The organism is Uruburuella suis (genome assembly GCF_004341385.1).
Taxonomy (GTDB): domain Bacteria; phylum Pseudomonadota; class Gammaproteobacteria; order Burkholderiales; family Neisseriaceae; genus Neisseria; species Neisseria suis.
The window spans coordinates 1-6819 of the sequence record NZ_SLXE01000055.1 but is presented as its reverse complement, the minus strand read 5'-3'; the positions used below and the strand labels follow the sequence as shown (position 1 = coordinate 6819).

The 6819-nt window shown below is 55.3% G+C and carries 6 protein-coding genes; 5 read left to right on the top strand and 1 reads right to left on the bottom strand.

Annotation, left to right across the window (positions count from 1 at the left end):
• Positions 1 to 142: 142 nt before the first annotated feature.
• The gene (locus tag EV680_RS11715; RefSeq protein WP_132954927.1) at positions 143 to 607 is read right to left on the bottom strand and encodes a winged helix-turn-helix transcriptional regulator; all 465 of its coding nucleotides are present in this window, start codon (positions 605 to 607) and stop codon (positions 143 to 145) included.
• Between the two features lie 213 nt (positions 608 to 820).
• On the opposite strand from EV680_RS11715, the gene EV680_RS11710 reads away from it, so the two are divergent.
• From EV680_RS11710 to EV680_RS11690, 5 genes are all read left to right on the top strand, one after another.
• Positions 821 to 2092, top strand: a complete 1272-nt coding sequence (locus EV680_RS11710) for a D-amino acid dehydrogenase (RefSeq protein WP_132954926.1) — start codon at positions 821 to 823, stop codon at positions 2090 to 2092.
• A 210-nt stretch (positions 2093 to 2302) separates the two neighbouring features.
• Positions 2303 to 3361 (top strand): alanine racemase, encoded by a 1059-nt coding sequence (alr, locus tag EV680_RS11705; protein WP_132954925.1) that lies wholly within the window; start codon positions 2303 to 2305, stop codon positions 3359 to 3361.
• 279 nt (positions 3362 to 3640) lie between these two features.
• On the top strand, positions 3641 to 4771 hold the full coding sequence (gene dapE / locus EV680_RS11700; protein ID WP_132954924.1) for a succinyl-diaminopimelate desuccinylase: 1131 nt from the start codon (positions 3641 to 3643) through the stop codon (positions 4769 to 4771).
• A 251-nt stretch (positions 4772 to 5022) separates the two neighbouring features.
• The gene (locus tag EV680_RS11695; RefSeq protein ID WP_132954923.1) at positions 5023 to 6015 is read left to right on the top strand and encodes an ornithine carbamoyltransferase; all 993 of its coding nucleotides are present in this window, start codon (positions 5023 to 5025) and stop codon (positions 6013 to 6015) included.
• Positions 6016 to 6100: 85 nt separating this feature from the next.
• Complete coding sequence (locus EV680_RS11690; protein ID WP_132954922.1) at positions 6101 to 6625, top strand: thioredoxin family protein; 525 nt, start codon at positions 6101 to 6103, stop codon at positions 6623 to 6625.
• The last annotated feature ends 194 nt before the right edge of the window (positions 6626 to 6819 follow it).

The following is a 6819-nucleotide window of genomic DNA, read 5'->3' as shown; positions in this document are numbered from 1 at the left end:
TGGCAGGTGTATTAGGGTTGTGTGAGAGCTCCCTTTTTACACCTGCTTTCCTTTTTATTCAATGTTATGACAAGTAATTGTGAACAGACCCTAGGCCGTCTGAACGCATTATGTTCAGACGGCCTTTTTGTTTGCTGCTTTATCAATCCAGCGTGAGCAGCATATCTTCTTTCACTTCTTCCATCACCACATAGCTGCGGCTCTCGGCGGCGGCGGGCAATTGCAGCAGGATATTGCCGAGCATATCGCGATAGGCCGACATATCGGGCAAGCGCACTTTAATCAGGTAATCGTATTCGCCCGACACCAAATGGCATTCCATAATTTGCGGAATCAAGGCCACTTCGCGGCGGAAATCTTCAAAAATATTGCCCGATTTCGAGCGCAGCTTGATTTCCACGAAAACCAGCAGGCTTTGCCCCAATGCATGCGGGTTGAGGCGGGCGTGGTAGCCGCTGATGATGCCTTCTCGCTCGAGCCGGCGCACGCGCTCGGTAACGGGGGTGGTGGACAAGCCCACTTTTTCGGCCAATTCGGTCATGGCGATGCGGGCGTTTTGCTGCAAGAGCTTGAGAATTTTGCGATCGGTTTTGTCGAGTTCTTTCACTTTGCTTTTTCACTTTAATTGATAAAATTTCAGCCATCATAAAATAAAAAATATTAAAAATAAAGTGAAAAAAACTATTTAATTTTGATTAGACTGGCCGCTTTCACTAGGGTTTGTTTGCCTTGCGGCGGCGAGCCGGATTTTGAGCAAAAAAGTGTGGTTGCAAGGTGAAATGCAAACACATGCCAAATAATAAATTAAAGAGGAAGAAACATGCACATCATCGTATTGGGCGCAGGCGTGGCGGGTGTGTCCACCGCGTGGTATCTGGCCAAAGCCGGCCATCAGGTGACGGTTATCGACCGCGCCGAAGCGGCGGCAATGGAAACCAGCTTTGCCAATGCCGGCCAGCTCTCGTATGGCTACACCACGCCGTGGGCGGCGCCGGGCATTCCGCAAAAAGCGCTCAAATGGCTTTTCAGGCCGCATTCGCCGCTGATTTTCAAGCCCGACGGCAGCCTGTTTCAATTGCGCTGGCTGTGGCAGATGCTGGCCAATTGCAACGAAGCGGCTTATCACCTGAATAAAGAACGCATGGTGCGTATTTCGGAATACAGTCGCGCGCTGTTCAATCAATTTGAGGCCGAAACCGGTATGGGCTTTGAAGCGCGCCATCGGGGCACGGTGCAGATTTTCCGAAGCGCCGCCGAAGTGGCCGCTTCAGCCAAAGATGTGGCAGTGCTCGAAGCCTACGGCGTGCCTTACCGCCGCTTGCGTGCCGATGAATGCGCCGAATATGAGCCGGCGCTCGCGGCGGTGGCGCACCAATTGGCCGGCGCGCTTTATCTGCCCAACGACGGCACCGGCGACTGCCATCTTTTCACCACCCGCCTGGCGGCATTGTGTGCCGAAAAAGGCGTGGTGTTTAAGTTTAACCACAGCATCGAGCGGCTCGAGCAGGCCGGCGGCAAAATCAGCGCCGTGCATGCCGGCGGCGAGCGCTTTGAGGCCGATGCTTTTGTGTGCGCCTTGGGCAGCTTCAGCCGGCCGGCGTTGGCCGCTTTGGGGCTGGATTTGCCGGTGTATCCCGTGAAAGGCTATTCGCTCACGGTGCCGGTGGTCAACGATGCGGCCGCACCGGTGTCGACCATTATCGATGAAACCTATAAAGTGGCCATCACCCGCTTTGATGAGCGCATCCGCGTGGGCGGCATGGCCGAATTGTCGGGCTATCAAATCCAGCTGAATCCGAAGCGGCGCGAAACGCTCGAATTGGTGCTCAACGATTTGTATCCCCACGGCGGCGACACCGCACAAGCCGCTTTTTGGAGCGGCCTGCGCCCGATGACGCCCGACAGCACGCCGATTGTGGGCGCCACCCGCTTCGATAATCTTTTCCTCAACACCGGCCACGGCACGCTGGGCTGGACCATGTCGTTGGGCTCGGGCAAGCTGGCCGCCGATTTGGCCTCCGGCACGGCCACCGAAATCCGCAGCGATGATTTGGGGCTGTCGCGCTACAGCGGCGCACACGCGCATGCATAAAGCGGCGCAATCGGCTTATACGAATCCAAAAAACTAACCTAACTTCGTTGTTTCGCCTAGCCGTACTATTTGTACTGTCGCAGGCTGCCGCCTTGTTCGCTTACTTTTTTGAATTGGTATTATAATCGTTTCATTTTATTATTTTTTATTATTTTGAATCAATCAGGCCGTCTGAAAATATTTCAGACGGCCTCAGAAGGAATACAGAACATGCGCCCGCTCAATGCCCAAATCCGCCTGGAAAACCTACGCCACAATTACCAAGCCCTCAAGCATATCCACGGCAATAAATTGCTGGCGGTGGTGAAAGCCAATGCCTACGGCCACGGCGCATTGCGTTGCGCCCATGCGCTGGCCGACATCGCCGACGGCTTTGCCGTGGCCACCATCGAAGAGGCCTTGGAATTGCGCGAAGGCGGCATCGACAAGCCGATTGTGCTGCTCGAAGGTGTGTTTGAAGCGGCCGAATATGCATTAATCGACCAACACCGTTTGTGGCCGGCAGTAGGCAGCCAATGGCAGCTCGAAGCCTTGCTGGCGCACGATTGGCAGCAGCCGGTAAACGTGTGGCTCAAAATGGATTCGGGCATGCACCGCGCCGGCTTTTTCCCGCACAATTTCGCCGCCGCCTACACCGCCTTGAAGCAATCGGCCAAGGTGGCCGAGATTGTGAAATTCAGCCATTTTGCCTGCGCCGACGAGCCGGGCAGCGGCATGACCGAAATGCAGATCGAAGCGTTTGATCTGGCCTGCGAAGGCCTGCCCGGTGAAGAGAGCCTGGCCAATTCCGCCGCTATGCTTGCCCACCCTGCCGCGCGGCGCGATTGGGGCAGGGCGGGCATTGCACTCTACGGCGCGAGCCCCTTTGGCGGCACCGATGAGCGCTTGCGTCCGGTGATGCGCCTGAGCACGGCGGTGTTTGGCGAGCGCGTGTTGCAGCCGCATTCGCCCATCGGCTACGGCGCCACGTTTTATACCAGCAAATCCACCCGCGTGGGTCTGATTGCCTGCGGCTATGCCGACGGCTACCCGCGCCTCGCCGGCACCGACACGCCCGTGGCCATCGGCAGCCACCGCAGCCGCCTGCTCGGCCGCGTGTCGATGGACATGATCACCATCGAATTGGATGTGTCGCGCGAAGGGCTCGGCGATGAAGTGGAATTATGGGGCGATGTGGTGCATGTAAACGAAGTGGCCGCCGCCGCCGGCACCATCGCTTATGAATTGTTGTGCAACGTGAAGCGCGCGAAATTTACATATTTTGACTAAAGGCTTGCCCACACCTCATCCGCGGATAAGATTTTGAGCGAAAAAGTGTGCTTGCAAGGCGGAAGCACCGCAAGGTTGAACACGTTGCGCACATTTTCAACGCAGCAGACGCGTTTTTTCGCCGATAGATTACTGTGTTATTACCGTGTGATGAAATGTAAGCAAACCCTTACATCTTGGCAAATCAAGCAAATCAGGCTATAAATAAGCACGAAATGTCAAAAGGCCGTCTGAAAGACTTTTCAGACGGCCTTTATCTTTAAATTCACACGAGCGTGTATGAACGAAACCCAATCATTAAGCTTAGCCAAACAATTAATCGCCGAAGCTTCTGTTACCCCCGACGACAAACAATGCCAGGCCATTTTGGCTGCGCGCCTGCAAAAAATCGGCTTCACCATCGAAACCATGCACTTTGGCAACACCCAAAATATCTGGGCGCGGCGCGGCAGCGAAGCGCCGCTTTTGTGTTTTGCCGGCCACACCGATGTGGTGCCCAGCGGCCCCGTGGAAAAATGGGATTCGCCGCCTTTTGTGCCCACCGAGCGCAACGCTCGGCTTTACGGGCGCGGCGCGGCCGACATGAAAACCAGCATCGCCTGTTTTGTAACCGCATGCGAGCGCTTTGTGGCGGAAAACACGGCGCACAAAGGCAGCATCGCCTTGCTGATTACCTCTGATGAAGAGGGCGATGCTTACGATGGCACCACCAAAGTGGTGGATGCGCTCAAAGCGCGCGGCGAATCAATTGATTATTGCATTGTGGGCGAGCCCACCGCAGTGGAAAAGCTGGGCGACACCCTCAAAAACGGCCGCCGCGGCTCACTCTCGGGCAACCTCACCGTGAAAGGCAAGCAAGGCCATATCGCTTACCCGCATTTGGCGGTGAACCCGGTGCACACCTTCGCGCCTGCGCTGGCCGAGCTCTCCGCCGCCGAATGGGACAAAGGCAACGCCTATTTCCCGCCCACCGGCTTTCAAGTGTCCAACATCAACGGCGGCACCGGTGCCACCAATGTGATACCCGGCGCGCTCAACGTGAAATTCAATTTCCGCTTTTCCACCGAATCCACCGACATCGGCCTCAAACAGCGCGTGCACGATGTGCTCGACAAACACGGCATCGCCTACGATATCGAATGGCAATGCTCCGGCCAGCCCTTTCTCACCGCCGCCGGCCGGCTCACCGAAGTGGCGCAGGCCGCGATTGAGAAAGTGTGCGGCATCAAAGCCGAGCTTTCCACCAGCGGCGGCACTTCAGACGGCCGTTTTATCAAAGCCATTGCCGCCGAGCTGATTGAATTGGGGCCCTGCAATGCGAGCATCCACCAGATTAACGAAAATGTGCTGCTGGCGGATATTCCCCGTTTGTCGGCTATTTATGAAGAAATGATGCGGCAATTATTATGAGCGCCTGTTAGGGGCTGTTTACAATTCATCTCGTGGCAATCTTTTGGCTCAAAAACGCGCCTGCCGCGTTGAAAATGCTCGCAAGGTGTTCAACCTTGCTGTGCTTTTCGCCTTGCAGCCACGCTTTTGCGCTCAAAATCTTACGCACGGATGAATTGTGAACAGCCCCTAGCAATAGAAAAAAGATTGCAAACAAGCGCTGAGGCCGTCTGAAAGCCGGATTCAATCAAGCCAGAAAGCAGAGTAATGCCATGAACCTGAAAAACCGCCATTTTTTAAAACTGCTCGATTTCACCCCCGCCGAAATCCACTATCTGCTCGATTTGTCGGCCGAATTGAAAGCGGCCAAAAAAGCCGGCGCAGAAGTGCCGAAGCTCAAAGGCAAAAACATCGCCTTGATTTTCGAGAAAACTTCCACCCGCACCCGCTGCGCTTTTGAAGTGGCCGCGATGGACCAAGGCGCCGGTGTTACCTATCTCGAACCCACCGGCAGCCAGATCGGCCACAAAGAAAGCATCAAAGACACCGCCCGCGTGCTCGGCCGCATGTATGACGGCATCGAGTATCGCGGCTTCGGCCAAGCCATCGTGGAAGAGCTGGCCGCTTATGCCGGCGTGCCCGTGTTCAACGGCCTCACCAACGAATTCCACCCCACGCAAATGCTGGCCGACGTGCTCACCATGCGCGAGCACAGCCAAAAGCCGCTCAACGAAATCGCTTATGCTTATGTGGGCGATGCCCGCTCCAATATGGGCAATTCGCTGCTGCTGATCGGCGCTTTGCTGGGCATGGATGTGCGCATCGGCGCGCCCAAACACTTGTGGCCGTCTGAAAGCCTGATTGCCAAAGCGCACGAGCTGGCGCAAACCAGCGGCGCGCGCGTGCTGCTCACCGACGATCCGCAAGAGGCCGTGGCCGGTGTCGATTTTATCCACACCGATGTGTGGGTGAGCATGGGCGAGCCGGAAGCCGCATGGCAAGAGCGCATCGATCTGCTCAAGCCTTATCGCGTCACCCCCGAATTGATGGCCGCTTCGGGCAAGCCGCAGGTGAAATTTATGCACTGCCTGCCCGCATTTCACAACCGCGAAACCAAAGTGGGCGAGTGGATTTACCAAACCTTCGGCCTCGACGGCGTGGAAGTAACGGAGGAAGTGTTTGAAAGCGAAGCCTCAATTGTGTTTGACCAGGCCGAAAACCGTATGCACACGATTAAGGCCGTGTTGGTGGCTTTGTTGGCGTAAATCAAATAACGTTAATTGATGAATAAAAAGGCCGTCTGAACATGTTATATTTTCAGACGGCCTTTTTTAAATCAGGAGCTTTACCATGAAACGCAACCTATTCGCCCTAGCTGCGCTGGCGCTGGCCTTGAGCGCATGCAGCAGCGCCAAAAACGAAACCCAAGCCCTGCAAGAGCGGCTTGCCGAAGCCGAAACAGCAGTGAAATTGTCGGCCGAAAACAGCCGCCGCTTAGAGGGCATGTATTCCGACATCTATTTCGAGCTCAACAGCCTCACCGTGGCCAATTTCGAAGCCAAAGTGGCACGCGGCGACACCTTTTACGCCTATATCGGCCGCCCCAGCTGCGGCGATTGCAACGCATTCGAGCCGATGCTCAAGCGCGCCATCGAAGCACACAAGCTGCAAGACAAACTTTCGTTTGTCAACGTGCACCGCCTGCATCAAGACAAAACCGCCTGGGCAGCCTTCAAGCAGAAATACCGCCTCAGCGGCACGCCCGTGCTGGCCAAATACAGCAAAGGCGTGTTGGTGAACAAGCTTGATTTTGAGGAAAACGGCGGCATCAGCGCCGAAGATTTGCAGAAATGGCTGGCGCTCAACCGCTTGTGATGCGTATTATACCAATCCAAAAAAATAACCTTACAAAATAAAAGCAGTTTGGCAACATCATCCGCGTAGGTCGGATTCTTGAATCCGACGTTTGGCCAACGGCCAAAGCGATGTGCGTGGCTTGTTCTACGAACAAGTGTCGGATTCAAGAATCCGACCTACGGGCTGCCTGTTTGTATATTATTTTTTAGAAT

Coding starts and splice junctions, on each gene's coding strand:
- EV680_RS11710 (WP_132954926.1), top strand. CDS start 821: ATGCACATCATCGTATTGGGCGCAGGCGTGGCGGGTGTGTCCACCGCG.
- alr (WP_132954925.1), top strand. CDS start 2,303: ATGCGCCCGCTCAATGCCCAAATCCGCCTGGAAAACCTACGCCACAAT.
- dapE (WP_132954924.1), top strand. CDS start 3,641: ATGAACGAAACCCAATCATTAAGCTTAGCCAAACAATTAATCGCCGAA.
- EV680_RS11695 (WP_132954923.1), top strand. CDS start 5,023: ATGAACCTGAAAAACCGCCATTTTTTAAAACTGCTCGATTTCACCCCC.
- EV680_RS11690 (WP_132954922.1), top strand. CDS start 6,101: ATGAAACGCAACCTATTCGCCCTAGCTGCGCTGGCGCTGGCCTTGAGC.